General features: G+C 73.4%; 15 protein-coding genes. 8 read left to right on the top strand and 7 right to left on the bottom strand.

Annotated elements, in window-relative coordinates; all coding sequences use genetic code 11:
* The first annotated feature begins 41 nt into the window (after positions 1 to 41).
* Positions 42 to 560, top strand: coding sequence for a hypothetical protein (locus tag ABZY13_RS12840; RefSeq protein ID WP_356629780.1), 519 nt, complete (start codon positions 42 to 44; stop codon positions 558 to 560).
* A gap of 46 nt (positions 561 to 606) precedes the next feature.
* Positions 607 to 1,488 carry a formyltetrahydrofolate deformylase gene (gene purU / locus ABZY13_RS12845; protein ID WP_356629782.1) on the top strand — a complete coding sequence of 294 codons (882 nt, stop codon included), beginning with the start codon at positions 607 to 609 and terminating at the stop codon, positions 1,486 to 1,488.
* 19 nt (positions 1,489 to 1,507) lie between these two features.
* Here purU and ABZY13_RS12850 read toward each other — a convergent pair whose 3' ends face one another.
* Both ABZY13_RS12850 and ABZY13_RS12855 read right to left on the bottom strand, forming a co-directional pair.
* Positions 1,508 to 2,767 carry an MDMPI N domain containing protein gene (locus ABZY13_RS12850; protein WP_356629784.1) on the bottom strand — a complete coding sequence of 420 codons (1,260 nt, stop codon included), beginning with the start codon at positions 2,765 to 2,767 and terminating at the stop codon, positions 1,508 to 1,510.
* On the bottom strand, positions 2,764 to 3,354 hold the full coding sequence (locus ABZY13_RS12855) for a sigma-70 family RNA polymerase sigma factor (protein ID WP_356629786.1): 591 nt from the start codon (positions 3,352 to 3,354) through the stop codon (positions 2,764 to 2,766). Before ABZY13_RS12855 ends, ABZY13_RS12850 begins: the two co-directional genes overlap by 4 nt.
* A 343-nt stretch (positions 3,355 to 3,697) precedes the next feature.
* Here ABZY13_RS12855 and ABZY13_RS12860 point away from each other — a divergent pair, with 343 nt between their 5' ends.
* The 3 genes from ABZY13_RS12860 (at position 3,698) to ABZY13_RS12870 (ending at position 5,650) form a co-directional block, all read left to right on the top strand.
* Positions 3,698 to 4,078: an STAS domain-containing protein gene (locus ABZY13_RS12860; protein ID WP_356629788.1), complete on the top strand. Its 381-nt coding sequence runs from the start codon at positions 3,698 to 3,700 to the stop codon at positions 4,076 to 4,078.
* A gap of 167 nt (positions 4,079 to 4,245) precedes the next feature.
* A complete protein-coding gene (locus ABZY13_RS12865) occupies positions 4,246 to 4,764 on the top strand; it encodes an EF-hand domain-containing protein (RefSeq protein ID WP_356629790.1) in 519 nt (172 codons plus the stop codon).
* 427 nt (positions 4,765 to 5,191) lie between these two features.
* Positions 5,192 to 5,650 carry an ATP-binding protein gene (locus ABZY13_RS12870; RefSeq protein ID WP_356629792.1) on the top strand — a complete coding sequence of 153 codons (459 nt, stop codon included), beginning with the start codon at positions 5,192 to 5,194 and terminating at the stop codon, positions 5,648 to 5,650.
* Between the two features lie 531 nt (positions 5,651 to 6,181).
* Here ABZY13_RS12870 and ABZY13_RS12875 read toward each other — a convergent pair.
* Positions 6,182 to 7,219, bottom strand: coding sequence for a helix-turn-helix domain-containing protein (locus ABZY13_RS12875; RefSeq protein WP_356629794.1), 1,038 nt, complete (start codon positions 7,217 to 7,219; stop codon positions 6,182 to 6,184).
* 71 nt (positions 7,220 to 7,290) lie between these two features.
* Between ABZY13_RS12875 and ABZY13_RS12880 the strand changes: the two genes are divergently transcribed.
* A complete protein-coding gene (locus ABZY13_RS12880; RefSeq protein WP_356629796.1) occupies positions 7,291 to 8,592 on the top strand; it encodes an MFS transporter in 1,302 nt (433 codons plus the stop codon).
* Between the two features lie 17 nt (positions 8,593 to 8,609).
* On the opposite strand, the gene ABZY13_RS12885 is transcribed toward ABZY13_RS12880, so the two are convergent.
* The gene (locus tag ABZY13_RS12885) at positions 8,610 to 9,821 is read right to left on the bottom strand and encodes an NAD(P)/FAD-dependent oxidoreductase (RefSeq protein WP_356629798.1); all 1,212 of its coding nucleotides are present in this window, start codon (positions 9,819 to 9,821) and stop codon (positions 8,610 to 8,612) included.
* Between the two features lie 484 nt (positions 9,822 to 10,305).
* On the opposite strand from ABZY13_RS12885, the gene ABZY13_RS12890 reads away from it, so the two are divergent.
* Complete coding sequence (locus ABZY13_RS12890; protein WP_356629800.1) at positions 10,306 to 11,025, top strand: GNAT family N-acetyltransferase; 720 nt, start codon at positions 10,306 to 10,308, stop codon at positions 11,023 to 11,025.
* Positions 11,026 to 11,587: 562 nt separating this feature from the next.
* Here the strand turns inward: ABZY13_RS12890 and ABZY13_RS12895 are convergent.
* The 3 genes from ABZY13_RS12895 to ABZY13_RS12905 all read right to left on the bottom strand — a co-directional run bounded on the left by ABZY13_RS12895 (position 11,588) and on the right by ABZY13_RS12905 (position 13,426).
* The gene (locus ABZY13_RS12895; protein WP_356629802.1) at positions 11,588 to 12,259 is read right to left on the bottom strand and encodes a pyridoxal 5'-phosphate synthase; all 672 of its coding nucleotides are present in this window, start codon (positions 12,257 to 12,259) and stop codon (positions 11,588 to 11,590) included.
* An 11-nt stretch (positions 12,260 to 12,270) separates the two neighbouring features.
* Complete coding sequence (locus ABZY13_RS12900; RefSeq protein ID WP_356629804.1) at positions 12,271 to 12,696, bottom strand: pyridoxamine 5'-phosphate oxidase family protein; 426 nt, start codon at positions 12,694 to 12,696, stop codon at positions 12,271 to 12,273.
* A gap of 91 nt (positions 12,697 to 12,787) precedes the next feature.
* A complete protein-coding gene (locus ABZY13_RS12905; RefSeq protein WP_356629872.1) occupies positions 12,788 to 13,426 on the bottom strand; it encodes a TetR family transcriptional regulator in 639 nt (212 codons plus the stop codon).
* Between the two features lie 134 nt (positions 13,427 to 13,560).
* On the opposite strand from ABZY13_RS12905, the gene ABZY13_RS12910 reads away from it, so the two are divergent.
* Positions 13,561 to 14,283 (top strand): VOC family protein, encoded by a 723-nt coding sequence (locus ABZY13_RS12910; protein ID WP_356629806.1) that lies wholly within the window; start codon positions 13,561 to 13,563, stop codon positions 14,281 to 14,283.
* The last annotated feature ends 34 nt before the right edge of the window (positions 14,284 to 14,317 follow it).

The following is a 14,317-nucleotide window of genomic DNA, read 5'->3' on the forward strand; positions in this document are numbered from 1 at the left end:
CGGGGTCCGGTTAACGCGGTATTTCAAAGAACGTACGATCGATGACCGTGCAAGCAGCTCAGGGTGTCCAAGGTTCCGAGAACTCTTCCCGTCGCGGGCGTCGCTCCTCCACCATGGGCGGCATGCCACTCAACGACATGCCGTGGTGGCGCTGGCGCAGCAATGTGCGCTCCGCGCTGCACATGCTCTCCGACCCCGCCTTCCAGCGCGACGTCTGGCTCGCCGGCGCCGACGGGTACGGGGACGTCACCGACGCCGTGTACCGGCTCGTCGAGGACACCTGGCTCGACCACTGGTCGGCGGAGAAGTACGTCGGCACGATCTTCCGCGACTCGCAGGAGGCCGCGCTGGTCGACACCGCGGTGCTGCGGGTGCTGCGGATCATGCACCAGGTCGGCCCGGACGCGCCCGTCTCCTCCTACGTCGAGCACCCCGCCTGGCCGGAGGCGGTGCGGGCGGCGCGGGACGCGCACGTGCGGATGGCGGTGAGCGACGGCGAGGACCCGGACGCGCCGCCGCGCACGCTCGAGGTGCTGCGCATCCTGACCCGGTCCGCGTAGCGGGACGGTTGCCGCCCGCGCGGCTCGTTGTGCGACCCTGTGCTGCATGAACGAGCAGTCCACCCGAGCCGCGGCCCCGGCCGACCAGTACGTCCTCACCCTCTCGTGCCCGGACAAGCAGGGCATCGTGCACGCCGTGTCGAGCTACCTGTTCATGACCGGCTGCAACATCGAGGACAGCCAGCAGTTCGGGGACCACGACACGGGTCTGTTCTTCATGCGCGTCCACTTCTCCGCCGAGCCGCCGGTGACCCTGGAGAAGCTGCGGGCCAGTTTCGCGGCGATCGGCGACTCCTTCCAGATGGACTGGCAGATCAACCGGGCCGACGAGAAGATGCGCATTCTGCTGATGGTCAGCAGGTTCGGGCACTGCCTGAACGACCTGCTGTTCCGGGCGAGCATCGGCGCGCTGCCGGTGGAGATCGCGGGCGTCGTGTCCAACCACACGGACTTCGCCGAGCTGGTGGGCTCGTACGACATCCCCTTCCATCACATCCCGGTGACGAAGGAGACCAAGCCCGAGGCCGAGGCGCGGCTGCTGGAGATCGTGCGCGAGGAGAACGTCGAACTCGTCGTCCTCGCCCGGTACATGCAGGTCCTCTCCGACGACCTGTGCAAGCAGCTCAGCGGGCGGATCATCAACATCCACCACTCCTTCCTGCCGAGCTTCAAGGGCGCCAAGCCGTACCACCAGGCGCACGCCCGGGGCGTGAAACTGATCGGCGCGACCGCGCACTACGTCACGGCCGACCTGGACGAGGGCCCGATCATCGAGCAGGAGGTCGAGCGCGTCGGCCACGGCGTCACCCCCGACCAGCTCGTCGGCATCGGCCGCGACGTGGAGTGCCAGGCCCTCGCCCGCGCCGTGAAGTGGCACGCCGAGCGGCGCATCCTGCTCAACGGCCGGCGGACGGTCGTCTTCGCGTAGCCGGCCTCGCGCGGGTGCCCTACATGCGGCTCAGGGACGCCGCCGCCGACAGCACGTCCCTGATCGCCACCGGGTCGCCCTCCTGGCCCGTGGCCGCCTCCTGCGGGGAGACGCGGCCCGCGGCCAGTCGGCAGAACTCGACGTCGTCCAGGGCGATGTGGGCCACCGTGCGGTCCGCCGAGGCGGACGCCGCGGGGGAGTCCAGCGGGATCAGCCACTTCCCGCCCGCCGCGCCCTCGATCTCCAGCAGGAGGGTGCGGCCCGGACGGCCCGCGGTGGCGGGACGACGGGCCGGCGCGGCCGGACCCCAGCGCCGGCGCTCCGCGAGCCTGCCCGGCAGCGACCGCGCGGCCAGCTCGATCATGCGGTGCAGATGGCGCGGGGACGGCGGCTCGTACGGGTAGGTCACCGCGTCCGCGATGTCCTCCGCGTGCACCCAGCACTCGAACGCCCGGTCGATCATCGCGTCGTGCAGCGGCAGTTCGAGGTCGCCGTAGGGCACCGGGAGCCCGCCGCCCCGCCCGCCGGTGAAGGACGCCGTGCGCACCAGCTCGTGCGACTGGGCCCGCCAGGGCGCCCGCACGGCCCCCGTCGGCGGGACGTGCGACGCCTGCCAGTACGCCTCCGTGCGCGCCGCCGGCGTCGGCCCGGCCGGCGTCTCGCCCAGCGGGTCGTCCAGGCCCAGGGCGAGGGCGATCAGCCCGTCGACGGCCAGCAGGTGCGCGATCACCCCGGCCACCGTCGTACGACGGCTCGCCGGCTCCTCGCCGTCGAACCAGCGCAGCCGCACCGGCGCGTGCCACTCCGCCGTGCCGAAGTCCTGGAGCAGGGCGTCCAGCCGCGCCGTCTCCGCGTCGTACGGCTCCGCCCACTCGGGGACGGGGATGCCCGGCGGGCGCCGGTCCAGACAGGCGCCCAGGACGCGGGCGCGCAGGGCGGGGTCCAGGTCGAGGCTCTCGGGGCGGTGCAGCAGGCCGACCGCCTCACGCAGCCGGCGCGCCTCGTCCGCGCAGTCGCCGCACTCGCCCAGGTGGTCCTCCACGGCCGCCGACTCCTCCGCCGAGCACGCGGCCAGCGCCCAGGCCCCCAGCAGCGATTTCAGCACCGGGTGCGCCAGCACCGGGGGCGCAGGAGGCGGGGGCGGGGCGGGCGCGGCGCGCAGGGCGTCGAGGGCGGGCAGCGGGCGGTCGCCGTCCTCGACGGAGGCGCGGGGCGGCGGGATGCGGGGCGCGCGCGGGGCGTCGTGGCCGCCCTGCTCCCCGGGGCCGGGTTCGTTCACGCCGCGCCCCCGTATCCCGGGGGCGCGCCCGGCGTGTCCGTGTCGTAGGCGGTGGCCAGCAGCTGGAGGCCGAGGCGGAGCCGGCGGCGGGCCTCGTCCTCCGTGACGCCGAGGTCGGCGGCGGTGCGGCGGTAGTCACGGCGCTGGAAGTAGGCCAGCTCCAGCGCGGCGCGCAGCGGGGACGGCATGGCGTGCGCGATGTAGTCGGCGCGGGCGGCCACCGAGGCGCGGCGGACCTTCCGCTCCAGCTCCTGGCGGCCGGCCTCCGAGGCCTCGTCGTCCCCGTCGAACGCCGTCGTCCCGGTGGCGCGCAGGCGCTCGACGGCGATGCGGTGGGTGAGGTCGGCCACCCAGGTGCGCAGCGGGCCCTGCTGCGGGTCGTACGACTCGGGGCGCTCCCATATGCGGACGAACACCTCGTGCGTGACGGCGTCGGCCCCCTCCTCGTCGCCCAGGACGCGGTGGGCGAGGCTGTGCACGAGCGAGGAGAACCGGTCGTACAGCTCTCCGAGGGCGGCGGCCTCGCCGCGGGCCAGGCGCCGGCGCATCGTGCGGTCCCAGTGGGGCGACGCGTCCCTCTTCGCCATGCGGCCCCCTCCCTCAGCGTTCGCCGGCACCGGTCCTCACCTCGAATGTAGTCGGCGCGTTGGAGAACGCACGCCCCTTTGCGGCAATGTGCGCCCCTGGACGACCCCGTAGTGGTAGAGGGCTGAACGACATTGACCGACGGGCGCCGACGGCGACGACTCCTGGGGGACGATCGTTTTTGACCGAACAGGATCGAAGCCGACGTAATCAAGCCTCTTTCCTTTGATCGCCGTTTCCGCGGACGTGTTTCGGGGAACGGCCGGTGGGCAGCCGCGCTGCAAGGAAGCGTAGGAAAAGCTTCCGTTTCTCCGGTGGGGGCCGGAAGTCCGGCGAACGAAGGGCATGGTGGTGGCGTTCAATGTGACCGGCGGCGAGCAGGGCAATTGGGCCGTGCTCCGGGTGTCGGGCGAACTGGACCTGGTGACGTCGCCGATGCTGCGCCAGCGGGTGCACGACGAGGTCGCCGAGGGCCGCCACAGTCTCGTCCTGGACCTCTCGGAGGTCTTCTTCTGCGACTCCAGCGGCGTCGGAGTGCTCATCGCCAGCCGCAGGCTGCTGCGTTCCTGCCAGGGCCGGCTCCGGCTGATCCTGCCCGCCGAGGGCGCCGTGGACGGCTCCCATGTCAACCGGGTGCTGGGCGCGCTGGGCGTGCGCCGCCTGTTCGACGTCCATCCCGACCTCGCGTCGGCCGTGTCGGAGGACGCCCGCCCCCTGCCGGCCTGAACACCCGCCCCTGCCGGCCCGCGCCCGCCCCGTGCCACACCGTTGTCCCGGAATTCCCCCGGTCCTGGCACAACCGCCGCCCGCACGCGACCGGCCCGGCCCCGGCGTCGTACGCTCCCAGCCAGACGCACCCCGGATACGAGATGACGTGAGGCGGCCCGAAAGACATGGTCAGCGACGAGTACGAGCGCAGGATTGCGGCCAGGTTCGCCACCTTCGACCAGGACGGCAACGGCTGCATCGACCGTGCGGACTTCTACGGAGCGGCCAAGGCGCTGCTCGCGGAGTTCGGCGTCGCGCCCCGCTCCGACCGTGGGCAGGCGCTGTTCGGCGGCGCCGAGGCCTTCTGGCAGGGCATGGCGGGCATGGCCGACCGCGACGGCGATCAGCGCGTCACCCGCGAGGAGTTCGTGAACGGCGCGGTCAAGCGGCTGAGCGACAACCCGGAGCGGTTCGCCGAGATCGCCCGCCCCTTCCTGCACGCCGCCGTCGAGGTGGCCGGCACGCGGGGCGACGGCCCGGTCACGGTCACCGTCGGCGACGCCGTGCGCGCGCTGCGGGCGTTCGGCGTCCCCGAGGCCGTGGCCCGCTCGGCCGCCGCCGCCCTGGACGCGGACGGCGACGGCAAGGTGACCGAGGCGGAGATCGTGCCGGCCTTCGCCCGCTACTTCACCGTCCACGGATGACCACCGGGTGACAACGGATGGCGCCGCCCCGGCCGTTGAACAAACCCTCGATTGTCACGCATCGTGGCATTGGTGCGGTTACTGAGCGTGGAAGCGAAGTTGTGTCCCCGGCGTGACTCGTCACGTCCCGGAGTCGGGGGTTCACTCCGGTACCTTGGGTGGGATGCGAGTGAAAAGCGCTTCTACCCCCGTCGGTGAGCGTCGCACAGTATGCCGCACGGGTACTCCTTCGCGCTGGAATATGCCCGAAGCGCTTGTTCAGGTGACGCAACGTCAACCAAGCTGTCTCGCAAGGGAATCACTTTCCGTGATCCCTGCTCTGGCCGTTGTTCTGGTCATGCAGAAAATGGCTACGATCGTGGCCCTCATGAGGTGCGAGCCTCTGTGTCCACCGGTTCGGATGGTGTGAGCGGTGCAGGTGCTTCAAGTGCAGCTGGAAATCCGGCCCGACCCCGCTGAAGTGGGGCGTGCCCGGCGGTGGGCGCGCTCCCGGCTCGCCGGCTCGGGCATAGGGACCGACGACCCGCTGGCCGAGACGCTGGTCCTGCTCGTGTCCGAGTTGGTCACCAACGCCGTGGTGCACACCGGCCGTCCGGCCGTGCTGCGGCTGTCGCTGCCCCCCGCGCCGGCCGAGTCGGCCACCGTGCGGGTGGAGGTGGCCGACGCCAGCACCCGGGCCCCGATGCCCCGCTGGGTGGACTGCGAGCAGACCGGCGGCCGGGGCCTCGCCCTGGTCGACGGCCTCGCCGACCGCTGGGGCTGGAGCCCCGAGGGCGCGGGCAAGCAGATCTGGTGCGAACTCGACTGCTGCACGGCACGCGCGGCGGTGACGTACGGCTTCGAGGGGCGCGGCGGATACGAGGGGTTCACGTACGAGGCCGTGTGACCGGGCCGGTGTGCGGGCCTTCGAAGGGGGCGTGCGGGTGCGGGCGCCGGCCGGTGTGCGGCGTACGGCGGGCGGGTGCCGACCGGTGCGCGGGCGTGCGGGCCCGTGTGTGACCGTGCGGACGGATGCGCGGCTGCGTGGTCCGAACCGGTACGGCGGGAGTCCGCGCGAAGTGCCGTGCGCCGGGTGTGCTTCCATGTGCGCCGTCCAGCAAATGGGACGTAAGTAACAAATTTCCGCCGGGGTGTTGACGCCCGATGTCCGTTTGATCACGCTTGTGGGCAACGGCTCGCCGCGAGGGGACGGCGAGAGCTCCGGTGACGGGAGCCCTCGGCGAGTGCGGGTCGTGTTTCGGCGCCGGTTCCCCGCGGGGAGCCGAGGGATCGGGGAGGGGCGCGCCGGAGCCGGACGGCGGCGTCCTTCGGCGCCGTGCTCGGGGCGGGCCGCCGCGGGCGCCGCCGTCCGGAATCAGCACCGTGCGCCGGTGCCGAGGGGTCCGGGGTTTTCCCGGTCTCGACGCTCCCGTCGGCCTCAGCAGCGTCCCGCGTTGTCCACACCCTGTGGAAAACCCGGCCGGAACGTCCGCCGGTACGCCGTCGGCGTCACGCCCAGCGCCGCCTGGAGGTGCTGCCGCATCGACTGCGCCGTCCCGAATCCCGCCTCCCGCGCCACCTGGTCGACCGACAGCTCCGTCGACTCCAGCAGCTGCCGGGCGCGCTCCACCCGCTGCCGGGTCAGCCACTGACCGGGGCTGACGCCGACCTCCTCGCGGAACCGCCGGGTGAAGGTGCGCACCGACATGGCCTCCTGCTCCGCCATGTCGCGCAACTGGATCGGCTCGTGCAGCCGCCCCAGCGCCCAGGCGCGCGCCGTCGTCGTGGTCGACGCCCCCGGATCGGGCACCGGCCGCTGGATGTACTGCGCCTGCCCGCCGTCGCGGTGCGGCGGCACCACCGTGCGCCGGGCCACCTCGTTGGCGACGGCCGTGCCGTGGTCGCGGCGCACCATGTGCAGGCACAGATCGATGCCGGCCGCGACGCCCGCCGAGGTCAGCACGTCGCCGTCGTCGACGAACAGCACGTCCGCGTCGACCCGCACCTTCGGGAACAGCCGCTGGAAGTGCTCGGCCTGCGCCCAGTGCGTGGTGGCCCGGCGTCCGTCGAGGTGACCGGCGGCGGCCAGCACGTACCCTCCGGTGCAGATCGCGGCGAGCCGGGCGCCGGGGCGGACCCGGCCGAGCGCGTCGGCCAGCTCGGGCGTCAGCACCCCCTCCTCGAACACCGGTCCCAGCTCGTACGAGGCCGGGACGACGACGGTGTCGGCGTCGGCGAGGACCTCCGGCCCGTTCTCGACGTGGACGGTGAAGTCGGCGTCCGTGCGGACCGGGCCCGGCGGGCGCACGGAGCAGGTCAGGACCTCGTACAGCCGCCGCCCCCGGGCGTCCCGGGGGCGGCCGAAGATGCGGTGCGGGATGCCCAGTTCGAAGGGGAGCAGCCCGTCGAGGGCCAGCACCACGACCCGGTGCGGACGCAAGCCCTCGCTCCCCGGCCTGTGGATTCCCCCACTCATGGCCCGATCCTAGCGAACACTGTCCCTCCGGCCACTCGATCGTATGATCCGCACCCGCGAAGCTCTACGGCGTGACCCAGACGACCGATGCCGCGCCCGCCGTCCGCCGGCCGCACCCGCCCCGCGTCCACCGCGCCTGGTTCGTCGCCGCCGTCGCCTTCGTGACGATCATCGGCGCCGCCGCATTCCGTTCCCTGCCCGGACTGCTCATCGACCCGTTGCACGAGGAGTTCGGCTGGTCGCGCGGCACGATCGGCGCCGCCGTCTCCGTCAACCTCGCCCTCTACGGGCTGACCGCGCCCTTCGCCGCCGCGCTGATGGACCGCTTCGGCCTGCGCCGGGTGGTCGCCGCCGCGCTGACCGTGATCGCGGTCGGCTCGGGCGCGACCGTGTGGATGACCGAGCCCTGGCAGCTCATCCTGTGCTGGGGCCTGCTCGTCGGCCTCGGCTCCGGGTCGATGGCGCTGGCGTTCGCGGCGACCGTCACCAACCGCTGGTTCACCGAGCGCCGCGGCCTGGTCACCGGCATCCTCACCGCCGCCGCGGCCTCCGGGCAGCTGATCTTCCTTCCGTTGCTGTCCTGGATGGTCGAGCGCGGCGACGACTGGCGTCCCGCCGCCGTCACGGTCGCCGTCACCGCTCTCGCGGTCGTCCCGTTCGTCTGGCTGCTGTTGCGCGACCACCCGGCCGACGTGGGCCTGAAGCCGTACGGGGCCAAGGAGTTCGTACCGAAGCCGGCCCCCGTGCCCGGGGCCGCGCGGCGGGCCGTGACCGTGCTCCGGTCCGCCATGCGCACCGGGCCCTTCTGGCTGCTCGCCGGTTCCTTCGCGATCTGCGGAGCCTCCACCAACGGCCTGATCCAGACCCACTTCGTGCCCGCCGCGCACGACCACGGCATGCCGATCACCGCGGCGGCCTCGCTGCTCGCGGTCATCGGGGTGTTCGACGTCATCGGCACGGTGGCCTCCGGCTGGTTCACCGACCGCTACGACGCCCGCCGGCTGCTCGCCGTCTACTACGCCCTGCGCGGCGTCTCCCTGCTGTTCCTGCCGATCCTGCTGGCGCCCAGTGTGCACCCGCCGATGGTCTTCTTCATCGTCTTCTACGGCCTCGACTGGGTCGCCACCGTGCCTCCGACCATGGCCCTGTGCCGGGCGCACTACGGCGACGACAGCGCGATCGTCTTCGGCTGGGTGCTCGCCTCCCACCAGGTCGGCGCCGCCGCGGTGGCGTTCCTCGGCGGCGTCGCGCGGGACGTCTTCGGATCGTACGACGTCGTCTGGTACGCGTCGGGCGCGCTGTGCGCGGCGGCGGCGCTGATGGCGCTGGTGATCCGCCGGCGGCCGGTTCGGGAGACGCCCGCCGCCGCCTGACGGAGCGTCAGCGCGCGTTACCGGGTGGCGTGTCCGGGCAGCACGGAGACCTTCGCCGCGTCCTTCCGGGCGATGGCCTTGGCGATCTTCTCGGCGTCCAGGGCCAGTTCGCGGAGCATGCCGCTGATGGGGTTGGTGAACCCGGTGAAGTAGAGGCGGGGCGCGTCGCGCGGGCTGCGGGCGCCGCGCACCACCGGCCGGCCCCGCTCGTCCAGGACCCCGAGATGGCCGACCAGCGGCTCCAGGGCCCGGAGGTAACCGGTGGCCGCGATCACCGCGTCCGGGGCGATGCGGTCGCCGTCGGCGAGGACCACCTCGCCGTCCTCGAAGGACTCCACGGCGGCGACGATCTCCACCCGTCCCTTGCGGACCGCGTCCACCAGGCCGACGTCCAGGACGGCCACCGAGCCCTGCTTGACCCGGGTGTAGAGGCCGGCCTCGGGGCGGGGCAGCCCGTGGGCGGACAGGTCCGGCACCGCCAGCCGCGCCACCGGCCGGGCCAGCCGGTCGACCAGGCCGGTCGGCAGCCGGCGGACGAGGATGCCGGTGAGCTGGGCGGGCCAGCCGAGCGTGGCCCGGCGCATGATGTGCGGCGGCGTGCGCACCGCGAGCCGTACCCGCGCAGCGCCGCCCTCGACCAGGTCGACGGCTATCTCGGCGCCGGTGTTGCCGACGCCGACGACGAGCACGTCCCGGCCGGCGTAGGGGGACGCGTCGCGGTAGTCCGCGGAGTGCAGGAACTCGCCGGTGTAGCCGTCGCGGCCCGGCCAGTCGGGGATCCGGGGCGTGTGGTTGTGGCCGGTGGCGACCACGACCGCGCCGCCGGTCAGCCGGCGTCCGCCGGTGGCGTGCAGCAGCCAGCCCCCGTCGGGGGCGGGCTCGACGCGGGAGACCTCGACGCCGGTGACGATCTCCAGCTCGTGGTGCTCGGCGTACTTCTCCAGATAGCGGACCATGTCGTCGCGGGCCGGCCAGCGGCCGAAGCGGCGCGGCATCGGCAGACCGGGGAGCGCGGAGCGGCTGCGGGTGGTGTGCAGCCGCAGCCGGTCGTAGTGCCGCCGCCAGGAGGCGCCGACGCGGTCGGACTTCTCCAGGACGACCGCGCGTATGCCCCGGGCGCGCAGCGCGGCGGCCGTGGCGAGTCCGCCGGGTCCGCCGCCTATGACGTAGACGGGGCGGTCGGCGGGTCTCGGGCCTGCGGCGTCGGCGGGTGCAGTGGAGTCGGGCATAGCACCGGAGCGTAATCATCCGCCGGAGGGATGCGTCGGGATGGGGCGGGGTGTGACTGATGTCGCACGGATGTGCACGCTCGGTGCGGGTGGGTGAGCGGGGATGTCCGGGGGTGGGTGAGCGGGGATGTCCGGGGGTGGGCGAGCGGGGATGTCCGGGTCGTGGGTGGTGGGTGCGCGTGGCGGTGCGGGGGGACCGGTGAGCGCGCTGCCGCCGTGCCTCACCTCGGCTGCCCCTTCGTTCCGGCACCGGATCGATATTTTTTCCTCGGCTTGCTTGCGGTCGCGAACCCACCTGTTCCTCGGCGAAATCGGCGACGCCCCTTCGGGGCTCATGGCCGGTGCGCGGATTCAGATAAACCGCACAGACCGCGCGCCGCGGGCGGAGGGGCGTTCCCGGCCGCAATTCACCGGCTGGACCGGTGCTTGTGGGAGGGCGGTGAAAGGGCGTGTTCCAGCCGTCGCAAGAGGCTTCAATGGCCCCATGGCCCACATACGCGCGCTGACCCCGTGCGACCCTCCGCACCCCGAACTCCACGGCCTGGGACTGCGCTTACGCGATTGGGACCCGGACTCCGTTGACGACGTCAGAAACTGGCTGCGCGGCATGTCCGACCCGGAATTCCGGCGCTGGAACACCCCTCGCAATCCGATCACCGACCTCGCCGCCGCCCGTACCTCCCTGCGTGCCAGGGCGGACCACGAGGCAGGCTGCACGAGCGTGTCCTTCCGCGTCACGGACGCCTCTTCGGGGACGACTCTCGGCCATATCGGCGTCAACGACATCGACCCCGTCCTGCGCGTCGCCCGCGTCGGCTACTGGATCCTCCCCGAGGCCCGCGGCCGGGGCGCCGCCACCCGCGCCCTCACCCTCGCCGCCCGCTGGGCCCTGACCGACTTCGGCCTGCACCGCCTCGAACTGGGCCACGCCCTCGGCCACGACGCCTCCTGCCGCATCGCGGAACGCTGCGGCTTCCCCTACGAGGGCACCCTCCGGGGCGCGATGTGGGAAGCGAACCGCCAGGACCGCTTCAGGGACGTCCACCTCCACGCCCGCCTGGCCACGGACCCGCCCCCGGAACCGCCCCCCGCACCGGACGACCCGGCGGCCGAGACGTCCCGCACATCATCCGGTACGGCATCCGGTGCCGTGCCCGGTCCGGCGTCGGACCGGGGGGACCTGGTGGGCGAACGGACGGTGTGAGCCGGGGCGGCTGCGAGCGGCGGGCCGGTCGGCAGCCCCGCCTGCGGTTCCCGGGGCGGGACGGCCGACCGGCCGTCGCGGGACGGGAATCGACCGTCCCGCGAGCGGGCCGCCCGCCGAGGGCTGGATCGAACGCCGAGGGCTGGATCGGCCGTCCCGGGACCGGGTTCCAGGCCGACCCCCGGTGTGCCGTCCCGGCCACGGCTCCCGGCAGGGTGACGGGCGGGTCACGGGCCGGGCGCCCGGTGCGGCGGGGCCGGTGCGGTGGGGGCCGGTTCGGCCGTCCGCCCCGGACCGGGGCCCCGCACCACTCCCGATGCGCCGTCCCACTCCCGATCCGCCCTCCCGGCCGACGCCGCCGGCCGCCGTCGCGGCCGGACAAGCCCCCGTCCCACTCCCGATCCGCCCTCCCGGCCGACGCCGCCGGCCGCCGTCGCGGCCGGACAAGCCCCCGTCCCACCCCCGATGCGTCGTCCCGGCCGACGCCGCCGGCCGCCGTCGCGGCCGGACAAGCCCCCGTCCCACCCCCGATGCGTCGTCCCGGCCGATGCCCCGGCCGCCCTCACGGCCAGACGAGCCCTCGCGTCCAGCTCCCCCCGCCCTCCTCCCGCCGGTACACCAGGCGCACGTGCCGGCGGTGGGCGTCGCCCTGGAAGAACTCGGCCTCGATGGGGGCGAGGCGGTACAGGGTCCACGTCGGGGCGTGCGCCCCAGGGGTCCCGGCGGCGCGGGTCCAGGCGGACTCCGACGCCGTCGCCAACTCCTCCAGGGAGCCCAGCGGTTCGCTCTGGCGGCCGGTGAGGGCCGCCGCGAGGGCGCCCGTGGAGCGGGCGTGCAGGTCGGCGCGGGACTCCTCCGGCGTGGCCGGCGTGACCGGGCCGCGCAGCCGGATCTGGCGGCCCAGCGCCGGCCAGTAGAAGGCGAGGGCCGCGTACGGGCGGGAGGCGAGGTGGCGGCCCTTGCGGCTCGTCGCGTGCGTGGCGAAGGACCAGCCGGCCGCGTCGGCGCCGTGCAGCATCACGATCCGCACGTCCGGCAGGCCCTCCTCGTCGGCCGTGGCCAGGGACATGGTGTGCGGCTCCGGTTGGCCCGCCGCGACCGCCTGCGCGAACCACGCGGTGAACAGCGGCAGGGGCGAGGCGGGCGCGGTCGCCGGGTCGAAGGGCGGCAGGTGCGTGACCGCCGGGTCCCACACCCGCAGCGACCTCAGCAGTTCGTGAAGATCCGGTTCCATGTCCCCGATTGTCAGACCCGGCCCAGGTCCGACGACACCCACCGCTCGGGCCGCATACGGATCACGATCTGCTCGCCGTGGTTCTTCTCGGCGAAGGCCACGTAGCCGTCGACCTTCTCGGCAGGCAGGTAGCGCACGGCGAGCTCCCGGAGGTGTTCGTGCGCGGCGGGTGCGACGCCGGTCACCGGGCCCTCCACCGACACGTAGCGAATGGTCGGCTCCAGCCGGTCGATCATCAGCGAGAACCTGCCCGCCGCCTCGATCAGCGCGGCCTTGCGGGAGTCCGCCCCCGTCATGATCCACACTTCGCCGCCGGGCTCGTACTGGTACCAGATCGGCAGCGTCAGAGGCGCCCTCCCTTCCCCGGCGGCCACCGCCAGCGCGGCGACGTGCGGTTCGGCCAGGAACTTCTCGCGCTCTTCGCGGTTCAGTGCCATCTCGTTCCCCTCCGGCGCCGAAAAGCGCGACAGGCGGTGGTCCACCGGGGTGGACCACCGCCTGCCTGACAGGACTCGCGCTTTCCGCCGCTTACTTGGTCGGCTTCTTTCCGGTGATCCCCAGATGGACCAACAGTGCCAGATTCGGCTTGAGTTCGGCCTGCTTCACGCCCCACGAGGTGAACCCCTTCTGGTGCGAGGCCACCGCCGCGAGCATCGCCACGACCGAACCCGCGATCGCCGCGGGGTTCACGTCCTTGTCCACCCGTCCCTTGGACTGGAGTTCGGCGACCGCGTCGACCAGGGAGTTGTTCACGGAGTTCAGCAGCTTCATGCGGATCTTGTAGAACCGCTTGTCGCCCTCGGCCGCGCCGAGGTCCACGACCCGCAGGATCGCGTCGTTCTTCCGCCAGAAATCCAGGAAACCGTCCACGAGTTCCTGCGCGGTCTGCCAGCCGGCCCGCCCCGCCCAGGTGCGACCCTCCAGCAGCGGCGTCAGCAACCCGGCCCCCTCGGCGGCCGTGCGCTCGGCGATCTCCAGGACCGCGCCCTCGACGTCCGGGAAGTACTGGTAGAAGGTCGCGGGCGACGTGCCCGCCTTGCGGGCCACATCGATGACTTTGACGTCCCGGTACGGGGAGGAGCTGAGCATCTCGCTGAGGCAGTCGAGCAGCTTCTGCCGCGTCGCCTGCCCGCGCCGGCCGGCCACCCGGCCGTCGACGGTGCGCACTTGTCCTGTCATGCCGTCAGCTTACCGACGGGGGGTGGGAGCGCGATTTGGCCGACTGCAAATGGGGTGCACGGGTGAATCGGGCGTGGTGTGCCTGGTGGGCGGCGTGCGCGCGCCGCCGCTAGTTTGGCTGTATGGCCGAAAACAGGGCACCGCAGTACACGGAGGGCGTCCCCTGCTGGCTGGACGCCCAGCTCGCCGACGTCGAGGCGGGCAAGCGGTTCTACGGCGAGCTGCTCGGGTGGTCCTTCGAGGAGTCGCACGGCGGAACCGTGCGCGCCCGTCTCGGCGGCGAGCCGGTCGCCGGGCTCGCGCGCAAGACGGACGGCCGGCTGCCCACCGTGTGGACCGTGTACTTCGCGACGCCGGACGCGCACGCCCTGAGCCGGCGGATCATGGCGGCCGGCGGCCAGGTCGTCACCGCTCCGGCACCGGTCGGCGACCTGGGCGTGGCCGCCCTCGCCACCGACCCCGAGGGCGCCGTCTTCGGCCTGTGGCAGCCGGGCCGGCTCCAGGGCTTCGGCGTGCGCCACGAGGTGGGCGCCTTCGTCTGGGCCGAGCTGTACGCCCGCGACACCGGGGCCGCCAACGCCTTCTACGGCGGCCTCTTCCACGACGCCCTCTTCGGCCCCGACGCCGAGCCCGACTTCGGCCGCGCCCCGCTCACCGACCTCTTCGCCGCCCAGATGCCGCCGCACTTCCTCGTCCATTTCCGGGTCGCGGACTGCGCGGCCGCGCTCGCCGAGGTGCGCCGGCTCGGCGGCCGGATCCAGGCGGGCCCTTTCGGCGCCTCGTACGGCACGGTGGGAGTGGTCAGCGACGACCAGGGGGCGTCGTTCGCGGTGCTGGAGCGCTGATAGGCCCCGGTTCTTCCCCGTTTTTGCCGGTGTA

Origin of the sequence: Streptomyces sp. NPDC006610 (assembly GCF_040611575.1) — a bacterium.
Taxonomy (GTDB): Bacteria; Actinomycetota; Actinomycetes; order Streptomycetales; family Streptomycetaceae; genus Streptomyces.

Coding starts and splice junctions, on each gene's coding strand:
- ABZY13_RS12840 (WP_356629780.1), top strand. CDS start 42: ATGACCGTGCAAGCAGCTCAGGGTGTCCAAGGTTCCGAGAACTCTTCC.
- purU (WP_356629782.1), top strand. CDS start 607: ATGAACGAGCAGTCCACCCGAGCCGCGGCCCCGGCCGACCAGTACGTC.
- ABZY13_RS12900 (WP_356629804.1), bottom strand. CDS start 12,696: ATGGCACTGAACCGCGAAGAGCGCGAGAAGTTCCTGGCCGAACCGCAC.
- ABZY13_RS12890 (WP_356629800.1), top strand. CDS start 10,306: ATGGCCCACATACGCGCGCTGACCCCGTGCGACCCTCCGCACCCCGAA.
- ABZY13_RS12910 (WP_356629806.1), top strand. CDS start 13,561: ATGGCCGAAAACAGGGCACCGCAGTACACGGAGGGCGTCCCCTGCTGG.
- ABZY13_RS12855 (WP_356629786.1), bottom strand. CDS start 3,354: ATGGCGAAGAGGGACGCGTCGCCCCACTGGGACCGCACGATGCGCCGG.
- ABZY13_RS12865 (WP_356629790.1), top strand. CDS start 4,246: ATGGTCAGCGACGAGTACGAGCGCAGGATTGCGGCCAGGTTCGCCACC.
- ABZY13_RS12885 (WP_356629798.1), bottom strand. CDS start 9,821: ATGCCCGACTCCACTGCACCCGCCGACGCCGCAGGCCCGAGACCCGCC.
- ABZY13_RS12860 (WP_356629788.1), top strand. CDS start 3,698: ATGGTGGTGGCGTTCAATGTGACCGGCGGCGAGCAGGGCAATTGGGCC.
- ABZY13_RS12895 (WP_356629802.1), bottom strand. CDS start 12,259: ATGGAACCGGATCTTCACGAACTGCTGAGGTCGCTGCGGGTGTGGGAC.
- ABZY13_RS12875 (WP_356629794.1), bottom strand. CDS start 7,219: ATGAGTGGGGGAATCCACAGGCCGGGGAGCGAGGGCTTGCGTCCGCAC.